Origin of the sequence: Halorubrum sp. Eb13, from assembly GCF_002252895.1 — an archaeon.
In the GTDB taxonomy this organism is placed as follows: domain Archaea; phylum Halobacteriota; class Halobacteria; order Halobacteriales; family Haloferacaceae; genus Halorubrum.
On sequence record NZ_NHPE01000111.1, the window covers coordinates 14,119 to 29,057 of the forward strand.

Genomic DNA, 14,939 nt, shown 5'->3' on the forward strand with positions numbered 1-14,939 from the left:
CCACACAGTGGTATGCGCGAAGTGACGCTCCTGATCCGCCACCGCGGCGGGCCGGAGTCCGAGGTGAGCACTCGCCACCCGGAGGTGACGATGCGGTCCGTCTCGTCGATGACCGGCCGGGGGACCGAGCGGAAGCGGATCGTGGAGCTCCGCGGGCCGACAGAGGATATCGAGTCGTTCATCGACGAGTTCCGCGCGGCCGACGCCGTCGTCGAGGCGGAGCCGCTGTCGCCGGTCACCGGCAACCACGCGTACGTCGCGGTCGTGGTCGACAGCGAGGGCTGGGAGGGTATCAGAGGCCGGCTCTCGGAGATGGGGATCCACTACCGAACGGGGACGACAATCACCGCCGGAATCGAGCGCTGGACGGTGTACATCGAGGCTGACGACGACCTCGCCGCGATGATCCGCGAGCTGGAACGCGGCGACAACGACGTCGAGCTCGCGCGCAACGTCGAGATGGGGTCGATCGAGCGACCGCCGGGACTGCCGGCCTCGGGCATCCTCGACGGGCTCACCCCGAGACAGCGGGAGGTGCTCTCGACGGCCATCGCGGTCGGCTACTACGACCACGGGAGCGGCGTGGGCGTCGAGGACGTCGGCGACGAGCTCGGACTCGGATCCACGACGGTGTGGGAGCACCTCTCACGGGCGGAGTCGACGGTGATGAACGCCCTCTTCAACCGGTTCGAGGGGCAGACCGAGTCGGACCGGAGCGAGCGGTCGACGGCGGGGGAATCGCCGGAAGACGAGTGACCAGATCGGCGTCCGAACAACGCTTTTGTAGCTACGGCGTTCAGCGACGGGTATGACAGAGGGTTCGGTGTCCGTTCCTGTCGAGCAGTACGAGCGGCTCGCGGCGCTCGCGGCCGCCCGCGGCGTGACGCCCGAGGCCCAGCTCGCCCGCCTGATCGACGACGCCTACGAGGGGCTCGACGGCGACGCGGAGCCGCCGGAGTCGCTCCCGCTCGGGGTCTGCGACGCGGACGAAGAGGAGTAGAGCGATAGCGGCCGCGGTCGCTCGCGGGGCCGCGAGCGTCACTCGTCGTACGGCCAGCGACCGCCGGTCTTCAGCTCCGTGACGTAGCCGTCGGCGATCGACTCCCGGATCGCCGCCCGAGACCGGTGCGCGACCTCGTCGCCGCCGGCCGCGCCGCCGCCGTCCGTGGCGAAGCGGTACGTCGCTTCGGCGACCAGCGTCGCCACCTCTCGGAGGTCGCGCGGGTCGAGCTTGTCGAGCGTGTCGGCGTGGGTGTGGCCCCACCCCCGTCCCGACCGCTCCGACGTCGTCGACGCCATCACCGCCGGGATCCCCTCCTGCACGAACGCCCACTGATCGCCGTGCGGCGAGACCGTCTCGCCGGTCGTGATGGGGGCGTCGAACGCCTCGGCCACCGACCCGAACACCGCTCCCATCCCGTCGAAGCCGTTCGTTCCGACGCGGAGGTTCCGGGAGTTACAGGCGCCGTCGAGGTTGACCACGCAGGCGATCTCGTCGCGCGGCGTCGTCTCGGCCGCGTGGTACGCGCCCCACAGGCCGATCTCCTCCGCGCCGAACGTGACGACGCGAACGCGGGTGTCGAGGTCGCTCTCGACGGACGCGAGCAGGCGGCCGACCTCGGCGACGAGCGCCGACCCCGCGCCGTTGTCGTTCGCGCCGTCGCTCACGTCGTGGGCGTCGACGTGGGCGGTGAGGAACACCGCCTCGTCGGTGTCGGGCCCGACGTCGGCGACGGCGTTGACCGAGGTCGTCGGCTCGTTCCGGCAGTCGACTTCGATCGACACCTCGGGCGCGTCGGGGACGTCGCCGCCGCCGTCGCCGGCCTCGGCGGCGAGGCGCGCCAGCCGCTCGCCCACCTCCTTCGAAACGCCGACCGCGGGGATCGGCCCCGGTCGGTTGTGGTAGCCGACCTCGCCGGTGGGCGGGAGCGCCCCCTCGACGTGGTTTCGGAAGACGAAGCCGACCGCGCCGCGCTCGGCGGCGGTGACGTACTTCTCCATCCGGTGGATCCACCGGTCGTGCGTCTCCGGCGTCCGCGAGGAGGCCATCGCGACCGCGCCGTCGAGGGCGTCGCCAGCCGCCGCGAACTCCTCGTCGGTCCCGTCCCCGACGTCGACGAGGGGGGCGTTCGCCTCGCCGGCCGGCGTCCCGGGGAGCGCGATGACCTCGTGAGAGCGCTCGTGTCGGCGCTCGACGGGACCCGAGAGCTCGATCGCGGAGTCGCCCCGCCACCAGCCGGGGATCTCGAACTCGTCGAGCCCGGCGTTCCGGAGCCCGGCGTCCTCGAAGGCGGCGACGACCCGCTCCGCGCCGCGCCGCTCGCCGACCGACCCCGCCATCCGGTTCCCGATGTCAGTCAGGTCCGTGAGGAGGTCCCAGCCGAAGTCGCTCGTGCGCGCGTCGCCGACGACGCGGTCCGGTAGCGCTGTCATACGACCCGGTTAGACCGAGGGCGAAAAGGGGTTGCGGGAAGCCGGACCCGACCCGAGGCGGTCCGGTCCGACGACGCCTCAGGCCGGGTCGGCCTTCGTCGTCTCGACCGCCACGTCGTCGGGGTCGACGCCGATCCGGGCGAACTGCGTGCGGACGTGCTCCTCGGCCGCGTCGAGCGCCGCCGACTTGGTGTCGAACCCGCGGGGCATCGGCTCCTCGAAGGCGACCCGGATCTCCTCGCCGTCGACGGTGAGCGCCGAGCCGCCGCTCTCGACCTGGTAGAAGGAGTCGCACACCCAGACGTAGGGGGCGTCCTCGTCCGGCGCGCCCTTGTACGTCGGCGGGTCCTCGCCGCGCTCGAACACCGTCCCGGTGAGGTCGGTCCCGCCGCCGCTGCCGCGAACCAGTATCATACCGACGATAGGGCCCCGACGCGGAAAAGGGGCCCGAGACGGGCGCGAGACGCCCGAGACGCCGGCGGCACCCGCGACGCTCGCGACGGCCCGGGCGACCCGGAGGGGGAAACGCTTTCGGCGTGGCGGCCGCTGATTCGCCCATGACGCTGGAGGACTTCACCGAGTTCACCGACGACGAGGGCGACGGCGGGGGCGACGCCGGCTCGCCCGCCGACCGCGACACCGACGACGCGCCCGGAGCGGAGGGAGCGGCTTCGGGAGGCGCGGCGACCGGCGACGGCGGTCGCGCGGTGGCCTCGGGGACCGAGGGCGACGAGGCGGACGACGACGGGTTCGCCGCGTACGACGTGGAGCCGGCGGGCGAGGACGCCGGGCTCGGAGTCGTCTCCGTCTCGCAGGGGCTCCGCGTCGCCGAGGAGGCCGAGGAGACGACGCTGCGGGCGTTCGTCACGACCGGGAACCGCGAGTCGGTCCGGCTCGGGAAGTACCTCCTCGTCCCGTACCCGGACGGCGAGCGGCTGTTCTGTCGGATCACGGGGCTGGAGTACGCGCAGGAATTCCGCTCGGACGACGCCACCGAGATCCACGCCCGCCGCCAGATGCGCCGCGACGACTTCGCGGAGCGCGACTACAAGTTCATGGCCGAGCTGGAGCCGATGTCCGTCGTGTACGGCGAGGGCGAAGACATGAAGCGGCGGATGACCGACCGGGTGCCGAAGCCGGGCGCGGTCGTCGAGGAGGCCTCCGACGACGCCGAGATCAAGACCGGCCTGAAGATCCCCGAGGACGGCGTCTTCCTCGGTCACCTCTCCGTCGGCGGCGAGAAGGTCCGGACGGCGGCGGAGCCTCCGACCGTCGACTACCGGGTGAAGGACGACTACACTGACGGCGACCCGCTCGCGTTCCGGCACACTCTCGTCGCCGGGGGGACCGGGTCGGGGAAGACCCACGCCTCGAAGAACGTCCTCCGGCAGTACCTCGACTCGGACCGCACCTACCCGACCGGCGACGGCCGGGAGTCGCGGATGGCGGTCGTCCAGTTCGACCCGCAGGACGAGTACGCGCAGATGCACGACGACAACCCGGACCTCGACGCCGACTTCGCCCGGCGGTTGGACCGGGAGGGGATCGCGCACGGCGGCCACGACGACGCGGTCGCGCTGGTGCCCCGGGTCGCGAACGCGACGTACCCCGGCGAGGGGCACCGCGCCGAGCGCGTGGAGTTCACCATCCCGTTCTCGCTCGCGCGGGACATGCCGTGGCTCGTCGCCGGCTCCGGGCTCAACGACAACCAGTACCCGGCCCTGCTGACCCTCCTCAATCGCTTCTTCGGCGACTACGGCGACTCGGGCACGTACAGCCAGTTCCTCTCGTACCTCGACGACCCGGCGCTGAAAGCGGAGCTCGACGAGAGCGGCCGAGTCCACGAGGCGACGTTCGACGCCGTGAAACGCCGGGTCCGGGCGGTCCCCGGCGGCGTGTTCGACCAGGACGCGAAGCCGATCACGGAGTTGGACCACACCCTCGTCCGGCCCGGCGGCCTCTCCGTGGTGCCGACGTACCACCTGCCGACCTCCCGGCAGAAGGAGATCGTCGTGCTCGCGGTCGCGGGGCTCCTCGTCGACGATAAGCTCTCGAACGACCCGGACAGCGACCGGATCGAGGAGACGCCGCTCCTCATCGGCATGGACGAGGCGCACAACTTCCTCGCGGACGCCGACAACGTGCAGGCCCGGAAGGTCGTCCAGAAGTTCACGGAGGCCGCCAAACAGGGCCGCAAGGAGCGTCTCGGCCTCTTCCTGATCACGCAGGACCCGCAGGACGTCGCGGAGTCGGTGTTCAAACAGGTGAACACGAAGATCGTGTTGAACCTCGGCGACGAGGACGCCATCAACAGCGTCAACATCCCCTCGAACCTCGCCGGCAAGGTCCCGTACATGGAGAAGGGGCAGATGGTGGTGTACTCGCCGGACAACTCGGAGCCGGTGGAGCTGATCGGGCTCTCGAAGTGCGTGACGCGCCACGGCGAGTAGGCGAACGGGTAGTCGGGTCGACCCGTTTTCACGCGACCGGATCCGCCGTCGCCCTTTTTCAGGACCGGCCGAGAAGCGTTGTCTATGACCAAACGGATCCTGGTGGCGGTCGACGGCTCGGATGAGGCGACCGAGGCGCTTCGGTTCGCGGCCACGGAGTGGCCGGACGCCGAGCTGACGGCGCTTCACGTGATCAACCCGGCGGACTCGACCACCGGCGCCGAGGGCGGGTTCCCGGGCGCGGTCGACCAGTGGTACGACAGCGCCAGGGGCCGGGGAGAGCGGATCCTCCGCGAGTCATCCGAGGCGGTGGACCGCGATATCGACACCAGACTGGAGGTGGGCCGGCCGACCGCGACGATCCTCGGGGTCGCCGGCGGCGAGGCCGCCGTCGGCGACGAGGACGGGACGGAGGGCACCGGCGAGCCGTACGATCACGTCGTACTCGCAAGCCAGGGCCGGACCGGGATCTCTCGGATCCTCCTCGGGAGCGTCGCCGAGGGGGTCGTCCGCCGCGCCGACGTGCCGGTGACGGTCGTGCGGTAGCGGGACGCGATCCCCTCGCCGCGGGCGTCCGGCTACTCGGACGAGTACGCCGGCGCTCTCAGTTCTCGACCCGGTCGGCCTCGACGATCTCGCCGACGACGGTCCAGCCCTCCTCGTCGGGGCCGGATCGGCCGAGCAGCACCGACTCGTGGTCCTCGGCGGTGATCAGCCGGAACTCGGCGTCGCCGTCGGCGTCGGTGCGGACGCCCTCGCCGCGGAACTCCCGCTGGAAGAACTCGGTCGAGGAGAACTCGAAGACGCCGGTCTCGCCGTCGTCGAGGGTAAGCCTGACCGGGCGCGGCTGCACGTTGTGGATCCGCTTCGCGATCGGATGGAGATCGGGCATGGTCTCGGGTCGGCCCGGTGGGGGAATAAAACCGCGGTCCGCGGCACGTCCGCCCCGAAACCGGACTGACCGAGCGCGACCCGACGACGGTCGCGGGACCGTACGTGCTTATCATGTCATAGAGCGTAAACTAATCCGATACCCAATGATATCCGCCTCACTCGACTACCTGCGCGACGGCGACGACGCCGTCGTCACCGTCCTGATCGGCGGCGTGCTCCTGCTCGCGAGCCCGCTCATCGTGCCGTCCATCCTCGTGCTCGGCTACGTCTCCCGAGTCCTGCGGCTGACGGCGGACGGCGACGACGAGCCCCCGGTCTTCGACGAGTGGGGCGACCTGCTCGTCGAGGGAGCGAAGGCGTTCGCGGTCACGCTCGTCTACTCGCTGGTGCCGCTCGCCGTGTTCGCCGTCGCCGCCGTGGTGACCGTCGGCGCGTTCGTCGTGGTGCCCGGCGGCGGCGGGTCCGGCACCTTCCTCGGGAGCTTCGTCGCCGGCGTCCTCGTGTTAGTCATCGGGATCGCCGGGCTCGCCGTCTCGCTCGTCGGTCTCTACGTGACCCCCGCGGCGCTGGCCGCCGTCGCCGACTCCGGGCGGCTCGGAGACGGGTTCGCGGTCGGGGCGCTCTGGACCGTGGTCTCGAAGCGGGCGTACGCGACCGGCTGGCTCACCGCCGCCGCGGTCGTCCTCGCCGGCGCGCTCGCTATCGGCGTGCTCTCGGTGGTTCCGGTCCTCGGGACGATCGCGGGGCTGTTCGTCCAGTTCTACGCGCTCGTCGCCGCGGCCGCCGTCATCGGCTGGACGTGGGCCGACGTGCGGCCCGTCTCGGCCGAACCGGCGGAGTCGGAGCCCGCGGAGCGGCCCGCGGTGTAGGCGACTTCGACGCTGAACGAACGCATCAAAAGCAGTCGACGCTGAACGAACGCATCAAAAGCAGTGAAAAGCGGCGACCGCCGCGTTACTCGTCGAGAACGTCGTCGTAGTCGCCGGCGTCGACGCGGTCGTCGAACGTCCGGGCGTCCTCGCCCTCGATGGTGACGCCGAGGGAGGCGCAGGTACCGCCGACCTCCTTGGCGGCGTTTTTCACGTCGTACGAGAGCAGGTCGGTCGACTTCTGCTCGGCGACCTTCTTCACCTGTTCGATCGACATGTCCGCGACGAAGTCCGTCTGGGGCTCGCCGGAGCCCGTCTCGAACCCGGCCTCGTCTTTGATCAGCTCGGCCGTCGGCGGGACGCCGACCTCGATCGTGAACGAGCCGTCGTCGTCGTACTCGACGGTGACGGGGACTTCCATCCCGTCGAACGCGGCGGTTTCGTCGTTGATCTGCGCCACGACGTCCTGTACGTCCACCGGCGTCGGCCCGAGCTCGGGACCGAGCGGCGGGCCGGGGTTGGCCTGCCCGCCGGGGACGAGCGCTTCGATAGTTCCAGCCATGTCCGTACGAACCCGGCGATGACTTTTAACGGTTGTTCTTTCGGGTAGCGGGAGCCAGCGGTTCGCATACCTCGGAAATCGAGCGGTCGCGGCCGGCGAGTCCGGGAGTCGCGGGCGGGGTCGAATCGGGCGAGGACCCCGGACGCGGTCGCCGGGCGAAGGCCCGGACACGGTCGCCGTCGGTGGTTGGTGGTTTATATAAACGGCAGCGTTACGACTCCCGTATGGGTACCCACATCGTTCCGGTCGGCTTCGACTACGACCGCATGATCGCCCCGCTCATCCGGGACCAGTTCGACGTCGACCGGGTGATCCTGTTGGAGGGGACGGTCGGTAGCGAGGCCAACGTCGAGTACTCGCGGAACATCGCCCGGAAGCTGGAACAGGACTTCCAGAGCCTGCTCGGCGCCGAGACCGTCCGCGAGCGCCTGACCGACGTGTACGACTACGACGCCGCCTTCGAGCGCGCCTTCGACCTGATCAACGCGGAACTCGACCGCGACGGCACCGGAGAGGAGGGGAGCGGGACCGGGGGCGAGGACGCCGCGGACCCCCCGGCGGAGCGCGAGGTGTGGGTGAACCTCTGTTCGATGCCCCGGCCGGTCTCGTTCGCGTTCGCGACCGCGGCCCACTCGATCATGGTCGAGCGGCAGGACGACCGCGACCGGATCCACACCTACTACACCGCCCCGGAGAAGTACCTCGAGACCGAACTCGCGGAGGAGCTCCGCGCGAACCGCGACCTCCTGCGCGAGCTGGTCGAGAGCGACGCGGTCGACGGCGACGCGATCGACGACGGCCGCGTCGCCGACCGGCTCGACACGACGACGGACCTGTTAGAGGAGTTCGACGAGCGCGGCACCACGATCGGCGCGAAGCGCATCGGCGACAGCCACGTGATCGAGCTCCCCGTGGCCTCGTTCCAGAACGTCAAGCCGTTCGAGGAGCTCGTCCTGTTCACGCTCGGCGAGCACGGCGAGTTCGCCTCCGTCTCGGAGCTGGCGGAGACGCTCGCGGCCGACCTCAACGAGGAGTACACCGACTCGTTCCGCTCGAAGGTGATCTACAACGTCGACCGGCTCGGCCCCGGCGGGAAGGGGTACATCGAGCAGGAGGAGCGCGGGAAGTCCTACCGCACGACGCTCTCGCGGATCGGCCAGCTCTGGGTCCGGGCGCACGCGGACGAGGACCGAGAGCTGGCGCGGTAACTCGGGAGCACTGCGAACGTGGTTCGAACCACGGCTATGTGGGTCTGCTGAAATCCTCAGTCGATGACACAAACCGTGTGCGAGATACAGAGGATGTAGTCCTCACCCACCTGGCCGCCTGAACGTGTAGCTTACCGCATCTGCGTCAACTGTGAGGGTGCCGGCGTCGTGATCCACGACAACCGCAACGGTGTCATCGTACGTGAAATCGTGCAATGGCATCCCAGTCTGGAGCGTCCCATCGCGCGACAGTTCGACACGTGCAGAGCCGAAGTCGATGTGAATCCGATCATCAGTAGCCGTTACATCACCCGCACGACCGAATCGGCGTAGTTCATCAGTCAGTGTCTCCCACTCGTTGAATTGCACTCGTGGTGTCATCCGTCGTTCAATCGTGATGCCGCGTTCAGGAAAGTCTTGATACGAAATCTAGGCCACCGAAGTAACGCGGAGCACTACGAGCGATCCACCAATTGGTAACATACTCATGCAACAGTTAGAGCGTGGATGCAGCACGCCTGTCAAGACCGTGGCGATAGCCGTGGTTACTTATGTGATCTAACAGTGAGACCCGTCGGCCACCGTGTCGACGACGGCGTCCGGTGGGATAACCGTGGACAGCATCAAATCGCTTGCCGCCGGTCTCCACACCCAACTTGAGATATTATAAGAGGAGTATAGAGATTCATATGGACAGTAGACAGCTCGGTATCTCTATACCCCACAATATGTAAATTATATAAAATTAATACGGGGCCCTAGGAGTGACCACCCGTGGAGCAACCACAACAGACGGACGATTTGAAACGCCGGACCGTCCTCGGTCTGGCTGGTGGGACCGTTCTGGGACTGCTCGCGGGCACGGCCGGTGCGAGCGAGTCAGGGGTGAGGAGTGGGGCGTCAGGTGCCGACGCGGCGAGTGCGTTCGACGGCTCGCAGACCGTCAAGCTGGAACAGATCGGTCGCTACGAGGGGCAGAATCTCTTCGACGAGGGTGGCGCAGAGATCGTCGCCTATCACGCCCCGACCGAGCGGCTGTTCGTGATCAACGCCAACATTGGCGGCGTCGAGGTGCTCGATGTCGCGGACCCGTCCGATCCGACGCCCGTGGAGAACAGTCCGATCGACGCCGTGGGCTCCCTCGACGCCGTGGGATCTGCGAACAGCGTGGCGACGTCTGAGGAGCTCGTCGCCGTCGCGCTCGAGGCGACCGTCGCACAGGACCCCGGGCTAGTCGGCTTCTACGACCCCGAGACGCTCGAGTTCCTGGGCACCGCGCCTGTCGGCCCGCTCCCTGACAAGGTCACCTTCACTCCCGATGGCGAGCGGGTGCTCGTCGCGAACGAGGGTGAGCCGACGGAGAACTACGCGTATGACCCGCAAGGCTCGGTCAGCATCGTCGACCTCTCCGAGGGCGTTGACCACGCCACGGTCGACACCGCGGGATTCCGGCGGTTCAACGGCCGAGAGGACCAGCTCCGCCGGCAGGGCATCCGCATCTTCGGGCCGAACGCGAGCGCCTCGCAGGACTTCGAGCCGGAGTACGTCACGATCAGCGACGACTCGCGGACGGCGTGGGTCTCACTCCAGGAGAACAACGCCATCGCCGAGATCGACATCCGGCAGGCGCGGGTCACACGCCTCCTGCCACTGGGGTTCAAGGACTTCAGTATGGCAGGGAACGAACTCGACGCCAGCAACGAGGACGGTGGTGTGAACGTCCGCAACTGGCCGATCAACGGTATCCTCCAGCCCGACGCGATCGGCGCGTACAGCCCGAACGGGCAAACCTACATAGTCACGGCGAACGAGGGGGACAGCCGCGACTACGACTCGTTCAGCGAGGAGGTGGAGGTGTCGGAGCTCCGACTCGACCCGGACGCCTTCGACTTCGACGAGATCGAGGGCATCGACACCGTCGAGGAACTGCAGGCTCCCGAGAACCTCGGGAACAAGAACGCGACGACGACGCTCGGCGACGTCGACGGAGACGGGCTCTACGAGGAGCTCTACGTCTTCGGCGGGCGGTCGTTCAGCATCTTCACTACGAACGGCGAGCTGGTGTTTGACAGCGGAAGCGACTTCGAGGACATCACGAGCGAGCGGTTCGGCGAGGACTTCAACAACGACAATACGGAGAACACGGGCGACAGCCGCAGCGACAACAAGGGTCCCGAACCCGAGGGACTCGCGCTCGGCCAGGTGGGCGACCGCCACTATGCGTTCATCGGCCTCGAGCGCGTCGGCGGGGTCATGGTTTACGACATCACCGATCCCGAGGAAGCCACGTTCGTCGACTACGTCAACAACCGGGACTTCGAGTTCGACATCCAGGGCGAGGTCGCCAACGGCGACGCCAAGGCGAGTGCCGCCGGCGACCTCGGCCCCGAAGGGCTCGACTTCGCGACTGCCGAGGAGAGTCCTACCGACGACCCGCTCGTGTTCGTCGGCCACGAGATCAGCGGGACGACGGCGGTTTTCCGCGTGATTAGCGAAGAAGAGGGCGACAGCGATGACGAACGCGAGGATGACGACGACCGCGGAGCTGGCAGTGAGGACCAGGGTAACGGGAAGGGCCCTGGTAACGGCAACGGGAAGAGTAACGGCCGCGGTCGGTGACGCCGGCCCGGTAGCCATCGAGTCGTCCCTTTGGCCTCGGAACGGCTCCTTGGACCGTCGAGGCTGACCCGACCGGTGCCCGCTTCCTCGGTCACCGCCGTCCCCTGACCGTTCAGGAGGTTGATGCGCCGCTGTCTGGGTCCGTTCGCGACTGTGACAGCGTATGTGTAATATCCTACACAACCAGTTATATGATAAACAGAAGGTTTTGACGCGAGAACACTCTGAAAATTTGGAGCTTCCCAGGCAGGAAAGTGTAGAGGTCATCAGAGTGCGTCGTTGTGAGTGAACTCAACAAAATTTTGGCAGACAGGTTGGTAAATACGCGCTCTGTATGCAGCATAGCTCTGATAACATATCGCCGACTGAGGATTTCAACAGAGCCGGCTATGTAATTATAAACCGCTCCCGCCACGGCGAACGCCTCCGACTCAGGCGCTCGTTCATGCGTCGTTGCTGACGCGGTGACCGGCTCCAAAGCCCCAACCGCGCCGAACCGCATCTCACGCCTCCCCAGCCTCGCGGCTCCCTCCGGTCGCCGCATCCCTCGCGCTCGGTTCGCGCCCGCCGGGCGCTCACCGGAGCGCGCCACCGCGGTTATTTAAATAGGTCCCCCGGCCTTTCTCTTCGGTTTATACCCCGCGTCGCCGACGGCGGTTCGACGCTCGAGCTCCGCTGTGCTCCGCACACACGGCCCGCGTCACGCTTCTGAGAGGGGGGTGCCGTTACCGTCTCGTTTTTATCCGTGGGACGGGGACGATCACGCCATGACTTCGGCGCGGGACCGCGACGCCGACGCCGCCGACGCGGAGACCTTGGACCGGGACGACTTCGGGTTCGCCGAGCCCGCCACCGACCAGTCGTTCGGGAACGCGCTGGCGAAGGCCCGCGACGGGACGCGCCTCACGGTCGACGACGCGACCGAACTGCTCGCGACCGGCACCGACCGGGACGGGATCGACCCGGTCCGGAAGGAGGCCGTCCTCGAGGCCGCCGACCGCCGCCGCCGCGAGGACGTGGGCGACGAGGTGACGTTCGTCGCCAACCTCAACAACAACGTCACGACCGCCTGCAACACGGGCTGTCTGTTCTGCAACTTCAAGGACTCCGCGCACGCCTTCGAGGCCGACAGCGACGCGGACCACGCCGGCTTCACGAAGCCCCCCGCCGAGTCCCGCCGGATCGTCGAGGACGCCCTCGAGATGGGGATCTACGAGGTGTGCTCCGTCTCCGGGCTCCACCCCGCGCTGGCGCTGAACGAGGAGCACCACGAGGTCCTCGCCGGGTACGACGACCCCGAGAGCGCGGTGAACTACAAGCCGCCGGAGCGGTACGCGACCGACCCGGGCACCTACACCGAGCAGATCGAGGCGATGTCCGTCGGCGGGGTCCACCTCCACTCGATGACGCCGGAGGAGGCGTACCACGCCGCCCGCGGCACCGACTGGGAGTACGAGACCGTCTACCGCGAGCTGGCGGCCGCGGGGCTCGACTCCGCGCCCGGCACCGCCGCGGAGATCCTCGTCGACGAGGTGCGCGACGTGATCTGCCCCGGAAAGATCCGGACCGACGACTGGGTGGCGGCGATGGAGGGCGCGACCGCGGCCGGGCTCGACGTCACCTCGACGATGATGTACGGCCACGTGGAGACGGTCGCGCACCGCGCGGAGCACCTGAAGGTGGTCCGCGACCTCCAAGACCGCACCGGGGGGATCACGGAGTTCGTCCCGCTCTCCTTCATCCACCAGAACACGCCGCTGTACCGCCACGGCGTCGTCGACTCCGGCCCCTCGCGCGACGAGGACGAGCTCGTGGTGGCGGTCGCGCGCCTCTTCTTAGACAACGTCGACCACGTGCAGGCCTCGTGGGTGAAGTCGGGCGACGCCCACGGCCTGAAGCTGCTCAACTGCGGCGCGGACGACTTCATGGGCACCATCCTCTCGGAGGAGATCACTAAGCGCGCCGGCGGCGAGTACGGCGAGTACCGCTCGTTCGACGACTACGTCGAGATGATCACGGCGATCGGCCGCACCCCGGTCGAGCGCTCGACCGACTACCGAACCCGGCGCCGGATCGACCCCGACGACGGCCCGCACGGCCCGCGGCTCGGCCCGCGGGCCGACGGCTCTCCGATGCTCCCGAATCGGTCGCCCGACGGTCCGGGCCCGGGCGGCGAGTCGACCGAGGCCGACGACTGAGGCGGGGCGCCGCTCGCCCCGCGGTCTCACCGCCTCCCAGCGCGCTGGAATCACCCGAATACTCTTTACAATGGTACACGTTAGCATGCATAAGATGCCCGCGTCAGACGTACCAGCCGCCGGTTCGGAAAGCGACGCCCCGGACGAAGACGGGGAGGCCGACCCGGACCGTCCGAGGGTCGCGCTCACGCGAACCGACGAGCGAGTGCTCGCGTACCTGGACGACGCGGGGACAGACTACCCGGCGTTCGTCGCGAGCAACACGGGGCTGTACGCGGACCACGTGGAGTCGCGGCTGGACGCGCTCGAAGCGGGCGGGCTCGTGGAGCGGGTCACCGGCGAAGCGGTGTACCGGATCACCGACTACGGCCGCGACGCGCTCCGCGACGACTGCGCGCCGTGGTCGGACTGAGCCCCTTTCGAGAACCGTTGCGGCGACGAGAGCGACCTACCGCCCGAGGTCGGCGTGCGCCGAGGAGAGGTGTCTGGAGCCGAGCGCCGCCAGCAGCGAGAGCTCCCCCGCGAGCGCGCCGACGGCGATCGCTTCCGCGAGCGCGTCCCCGTTGCTCCCGGCGGGGTCGCCGCCGCCGCGGACGCCGAGCACGTCGAGCCCGGCGGCCTGCGTCGGCAGCTTCGTGCCGCCGCCGACGGTGCCGACCTCGAGGCTCGCCAGCGACACGGAGCAGTAGAGGTCTCCCTCGGGCGTCGCCTCCGCGGTCGTGATCGCGTTCGCGCCCTCGACCACCTGCGCCTCGTCCTGCCCGGTCGCGAGGAACATCGCCGCGACCGCGTTGGCGACGTGGGCGTTGAAGCCGAGCCCGCCCGCCTTGGCGGAGCCGACGAGGTTCTTCCGGGTGTTGATCTCGGCGACCGCCTCGGGGGTGGTGTGGAGCCGCTCCTCGACGACCTCGCGGGGCACCTCGACGTCGGCGCTCACCGACCGGCCGCGACCCTCGACCGCGTTGATCGCGGCGGGCTTCTTGTCCGAGCAGAGGTTCCCGGAGAGCGCGACGAGCGCGGCGTCCGTCTCCGCCTCGACGACGTCGCAGGCCTCCCGCGTCGCGATGGTGGCCATGTTCATCCCCATCGCGTCCTTCGTGTCGTAGCGGAACCGCAGGAAGACGTTGTTACCGACGACGTACGGCGTCACGTCGAGCAGCTCGCCGTGGCTCGTCGTCGATTCCGCGGCCGCCCGCAGCGACGCCTCGTTGTCGCGGACCCACGCGACGAGCGCCTCCGCCTCGGCGACGTCGCCGACGCGGAAGACGGGCGCGCGGGTCATCCCGCTCTTCGTCACCCGCGCGGTCGCGCCCCCGGCGTCGTTGACGACCGAGCAGCCGCGGTTGATCGAGGCGACGAGCGCGCCCTCCGTGGTCGCCAGCGGGAGGTAGCGCTCGCCCGCGAACGCGCCGCCGTCGACCGAGACCGGGCCGGCGACGCCCAGCGGCACCTGCACGGCGCCGATCATGTTCTCGATGTTCGAGCCGTGCGCGTCGGCGGCGTCGAAGGCGTACTCGCCCAGCACGTCGACGTCGGCGTCCGCGGTCTCGGCGACGAGTCGCCTGCGGGCCGCCGCGGCAACGTCGGCGTCGGCGTGCTCTTCGAGCTCGTGGAACCGGACCTCGCCGTCGCGGACGCGCGCCGCGAGCGACGCGGGGGTGGCGTCGGTCATGTCCGCGACTCCTCGCGGCGCGTGCTAATGGTTG

The 14,939-nt window shown here is 69.0% G+C and carries 15 protein-coding genes; 10 read left to right on the plus strand and 5 right to left on the minus strand.

What is annotated here, in order from left to right; translation table 11 throughout:
- Positions 1 to 12 precede the first annotated feature (12 nt).
- Positions 13 to 756: a helix-turn-helix domain-containing protein gene (locus DJ75_RS12770; protein WP_094524835.1), complete on the plus strand. Its 744-nt coding sequence runs from the start codon at positions 13 to 15 to the stop codon at positions 754 to 756.
- A 52-nt stretch (positions 757 to 808) separates the two neighbouring features.
- Positions 809 to 1,000: a hypothetical protein gene (locus DJ75_RS12775; protein WP_094524836.1), complete on the plus strand. Its 192-nt coding sequence runs from the start codon at positions 809 to 811 to the stop codon at positions 998 to 1,000.
- Positions 1,001 to 1,038: 38 nt separating this feature from the next.
- On the opposite strand, the gene DJ75_RS12780 is transcribed toward DJ75_RS12775, so the two are convergent.
- Positions 1,039 to 2,433 (minus strand): M28 family peptidase, encoded by a 1,395-nt coding sequence (locus DJ75_RS12780; RefSeq protein WP_094524837.1) that lies wholly within the window; start codon positions 2,431 to 2,433, stop codon positions 1,039 to 1,041.
- A gap of 78 nt (positions 2,434 to 2,511) precedes the next feature.
- Positions 2,512 to 2,847 carry a hypothetical protein gene (locus DJ75_RS12785; RefSeq protein WP_094524838.1) on the minus strand — a complete coding sequence of 112 codons (336 nt, stop codon included), beginning with the start codon at positions 2,845 to 2,847 and terminating at the stop codon, positions 2,512 to 2,514.
- Between the two features lie 143 nt (positions 2,848 to 2,990).
- Between DJ75_RS12785 and DJ75_RS12790 the strand changes: the two genes are divergently transcribed.
- Positions 2,991 to 4,883 carry an ATP-binding protein gene (locus tag DJ75_RS12790; protein ID WP_094524839.1) on the plus strand — a complete coding sequence of 631 codons (1,893 nt, stop codon included), beginning with the start codon at positions 2,991 to 2,993 and terminating at the stop codon, positions 4,881 to 4,883.
- A gap of 84 nt (positions 4,884 to 4,967) precedes the next feature.
- Complete coding sequence (locus DJ75_RS12795) at positions 4,968 to 5,429, plus strand: universal stress protein (protein WP_094524840.1); 462 nt, start codon at positions 4,968 to 4,970, stop codon at positions 5,427 to 5,429.
- Between the two features lie 58 nt (positions 5,430 to 5,487).
- On the opposite strand, the gene DJ75_RS12800 is transcribed toward DJ75_RS12795, so the two are convergent.
- On the minus strand, positions 5,488 to 5,775 hold the full coding sequence (locus DJ75_RS12800) for a transcriptional regulator (protein WP_094524841.1): 288 nt from the start codon (positions 5,773 to 5,775) through the stop codon (positions 5,488 to 5,490).
- 145 nt (positions 5,776 to 5,920) lie between these two features.
- Here DJ75_RS12800 and DJ75_RS12805 point away from each other — a divergent pair, with 145 nt between their 5' ends.
- Positions 5,921 to 6,646 (plus strand): DUF4013 domain-containing protein, encoded by a 726-nt coding sequence (locus DJ75_RS12805; RefSeq protein ID WP_094524842.1) that lies wholly within the window; start codon positions 5,921 to 5,923, stop codon positions 6,644 to 6,646.
- Positions 6,647 to 6,731: 85 nt separating this feature from the next.
- Here the strand turns inward: DJ75_RS12805 and DJ75_RS12810 are convergent, their stop codons facing one another.
- Positions 6,732 to 7,208 carry a 50S ribosomal protein L11 gene (locus tag DJ75_RS12810; RefSeq protein ID WP_094524843.1) on the minus strand — a complete coding sequence of 159 codons (477 nt, stop codon included), beginning with the start codon at positions 7,206 to 7,208 and terminating at the stop codon, positions 6,732 to 6,734.
- A gap of 224 nt (positions 7,209 to 7,432) precedes the next feature.
- Here DJ75_RS12810 and DJ75_RS12815 point away from each other — a divergent pair, with 224 nt between their 5' ends.
- The 5 genes from DJ75_RS12815 to DJ75_RS12835 all read left to right on the plus strand — a co-directional run bounded on the left by DJ75_RS12815 (position 7,433) and on the right by DJ75_RS12835 (position 13,645).
- Entirely contained in the window at positions 7,433 to 8,416 is a 984-nt protein-coding gene (locus DJ75_RS12815) for a DUF6293 family protein (RefSeq protein ID WP_094524844.1), read from the plus strand.
- A 168-nt stretch (positions 8,417 to 8,584) separates the two neighbouring features.
- Positions 8,585 to 8,749 (plus strand): hypothetical protein, encoded by a 165-nt coding sequence (locus DJ75_RS18890; protein WP_176451167.1) that lies wholly within the window; start codon positions 8,585 to 8,587, stop codon positions 8,747 to 8,749.
- A 441-nt stretch (positions 8,750 to 9,190) separates the two neighbouring features.
- Complete coding sequence (locus DJ75_RS12825; RefSeq protein ID WP_254921985.1) at positions 9,191 to 11,035, plus strand: choice-of-anchor I family protein; 1,845 nt, start codon at positions 9,191 to 9,193, stop codon at positions 11,033 to 11,035.
- A 767-nt stretch (positions 11,036 to 11,802) separates the two neighbouring features.
- Complete coding sequence (gene cofH / locus DJ75_RS12830) at positions 11,803 to 13,233, plus strand: 7,8-didemethyl-8-hydroxy-5-deazariboflavin synthase subunit CofH (RefSeq protein WP_094524846.1); 1,431 nt, start codon at positions 11,803 to 11,805, stop codon at positions 13,231 to 13,233.
- A 94-nt stretch (positions 13,234 to 13,327) separates the two neighbouring features.
- Positions 13,328 to 13,645 (plus strand): DUF2250 domain-containing protein, encoded by a 318-nt coding sequence (locus DJ75_RS12835; protein WP_094524847.1) that lies wholly within the window; start codon positions 13,328 to 13,330, stop codon positions 13,643 to 13,645.
- A 36-nt stretch (positions 13,646 to 13,681) separates the two neighbouring features.
- Here DJ75_RS12835 and hmgA read toward each other — a convergent pair whose 3' ends face one another.
- Entirely contained in the window at positions 13,682 to 14,905 is a 1,224-nt protein-coding gene (hmgA, locus tag DJ75_RS12840; protein WP_094524848.1) for a hydroxymethylglutaryl-CoA reductase (NADPH), read from the minus strand.
- Positions 14,906 to 14,939: the final 34 nt, after the last annotated feature.

Bases quoted from the DNA above. Each gene is read 5' to 3' on its own strand.
- DJ75_RS12810 (WP_094524843.1), bottom strand. From the start codon at position 7,208: ATGGCTGGAACTATCGAAGCGCTCGTCCCCGGCGGGCAGGCCAACCCC.
- hmgA (WP_094524848.1), bottom strand. From the start codon at position 14,905: ATGACCGACGCCACCCCCGCGTCGCTCGCGGCGCGCGTCCGCGACGGC.
- DJ75_RS12800 (WP_094524841.1), bottom strand. From the start codon at position 5,775: ATGCCCGATCTCCATCCGATCGCGAAGCGGATCCACAACGTGCAGCCG.
- DJ75_RS12835 (WP_094524847.1), top strand. From the start codon at position 13,328: ATGCCCGCGTCAGACGTACCAGCCGCCGGTTCGGAAAGCGACGCCCCG.
- DJ75_RS12785 (WP_094524838.1), bottom strand. From the start codon at position 2,847: ATGATACTGGTTCGCGGCAGCGGCGGCGGGACCGACCTCACCGGGACG.
- DJ75_RS12770 (WP_094524835.1), top strand. From the start codon at position 13: ATGCGCGAAGTGACGCTCCTGATCCGCCACCGCGGCGGGCCGGAGTCC.
- DJ75_RS12815 (WP_094524844.1), top strand. From the start codon at position 7,433: ATGGGTACCCACATCGTTCCGGTCGGCTTCGACTACGACCGCATGATC.
- DJ75_RS12780 (WP_094524837.1), bottom strand. From the start codon at position 2,433: ATGACAGCGCTACCGGACCGCGTCGTCGGCGACGCGCGCACGAGCGAC.
- DJ75_RS12775 (WP_094524836.1), top strand. From the start codon at position 809: ATGACAGAGGGTTCGGTGTCCGTTCCTGTCGAGCAGTACGAGCGGCTC.
- DJ75_RS12795 (WP_094524840.1), top strand. From the start codon at position 4,968: ATGACCAAACGGATCCTGGTGGCGGTCGACGGCTCGGATGAGGCGACC.
- DJ75_RS12790 (WP_094524839.1), top strand. From the start codon at position 2,991: ATGACGCTGGAGGACTTCACCGAGTTCACCGACGACGAGGGCGACGGC.
- DJ75_RS12805 (WP_094524842.1), top strand. From the start codon at position 5,921: ATGATATCCGCCTCACTCGACTACCTGCGCGACGGCGACGACGCCGTC.
- cofH (WP_094524846.1), top strand. From the start codon at position 11,803: ATGACTTCGGCGCGGGACCGCGACGCCGACGCCGCCGACGCGGAGACC.